Raw genomic sequence first — 1,120 nt, forward strand, 5'->3', positions numbered from 1 at the left:
AACCATAATTTTATTTTTCGCCCATTAATAGCTTGGTTTAGATATTCTAGCCCAAATGAATGGAATGGCGATTTTAAAATTAAGAATATAAAAAAAGGAAATTTGATAATTGGTTTAGCATATCCGCCAGATGGTAACCAAGCAAGAAATTATCAGGTAAGTTCACTGGCACTACTTCACTGTAATAATGATGTTATATCAATAAGTAAGCCATCCACTCCTTTTTTAGCATGGGATAGAGCAAAAGGACGTTGTTTCTATACTGATCAGAGTGGTTTATTGAACGGCTTTCTTGAAAAAGATCAGGCATATTATTTACATAAAATTCAAGCTAAATATCCGACTTGCCGTAAACTGTACTCAGCATTCCCTATGACGTAATGTATATAAAATCTTAGTCTTTGAAGTCTGTTTCAGTCCGCAATGCTTTAAAAATCCGCTTTGCGGTTTCCTCTCGGACGGATGTAGGGTCACGTAAAATATTGGCAATCCATATTGAAAAGGCTGGGTAATCTTTATTGTCGGCTAAGTCAGAGATGCTATGAACCTTAGATAATACTGAACTGTAGGTCTTAATTTGACTGTCAGATAAGTTGCTGAACATATCTATAGTTTTTTGATCTCGCTGAGATTCTATTTTTTTAGGTGACAATTTTTGCTTAAATTTTAATTCTATGTGTGTGAACTTACGCCCTGTTTTTAACAGTTTATATTTGATTGTAATGGGAGATTTTTCATTAAGTTCATCAATTGCGGTATCTATTACCCATCTTTTTAAGTCTGCCGTTAATGGATACTTATTATTCAGATCAAGCATATTGCGCAAGTCATCAAGCCTTATTTTTCGATAACCTGTACTCTTGAATTGCATCATTAATTCATAAAATCGAACGCTATACCCACTACTTACTCCTGCTATGTCTTGAAGAAAATATTGTGTGAAGTTAGATGATAAGTTACTAATAAAGGGTAATACAGACTTACTAAACCTTATTGCCGCCAAAATATAATCTTCTGCATAAGGATCGCTCCCTGTCACCTCTTGGATAAATTCAGGATTAGCCAAAGCCCAATCACTATTGTATTTCATGATGTCTTGAACCCATCGAGTTTTAAATGT

The 1,120-nt window shown here is 34.3% G+C and carries 2 protein-coding genes; one reads left to right on the top strand and one right to left on the bottom strand.

Going from position 1 to position 1,120, the window contains the following annotated elements:
- Window positions 1-381 (top strand): hypothetical protein (locus FTU00_RS15465; RefSeq protein ID WP_180179990.1); only part of this gene is annotated, 381 nt, incomplete at its 5' end.
- Between the two features lie 13 nt (window positions 382-394).
- On the opposite strand, the gene FTU00_RS15470 is transcribed toward FTU00_RS15465, so the two are convergent.
- On the bottom strand, window positions 395-1,120 hold a 726-nt coding region (locus tag FTU00_RS15470), incomplete at its 5' end, for a replication initiation protein (RefSeq protein ID WP_180179991.1).

This window comes from Acinetobacter sp. YH12041, from assembly GCF_013419975.1.
GTDB lineage: Bacteria > Pseudomonadota > Gammaproteobacteria > Pseudomonadales > Moraxellaceae > Acinetobacter.